This is a genomic window from Luteibacter sp. SVR4-7G, from assembly GCF_056755555.1.
The window spans coordinates 1-230 of sequence record NZ_JBPGXO010000128.1; the positions used below are offsets into that span (position 1 = coordinate 1).

1 pseudogene is annotated in these 230 nt (G+C 77.8%); it reads right to left on the reverse strand.

The annotated features are described in order from the left end of the window. Positions 1–230: pseudogene (locus ACR9ZH_RS18485) on the reverse strand (hypothetical protein); the annotation flags it as partial.

Genomic DNA, 230 nt, shown 5'->3' on the forward strand with positions numbered 1-230 from the left:
CGCCAGCAGGGTGGCGCCGGCCGCCAGCACGGCGCCGGCGCCGCCTTGAAAGTGCAGCCAGCGGCGCACCACCACCCCCAGCACCCAGCCCGCTGGCAGGACGAGGGCCGGCAGGGCGCGGCCGCACATCATCGACGGCAGCATCCCCACCGCGCCGACGGCGAGGCCGAACCTGGCGGCGCAGAGCACACCGCAGCGGAAGCCGGGGATCCGGCCACGCTCGGTCGGGG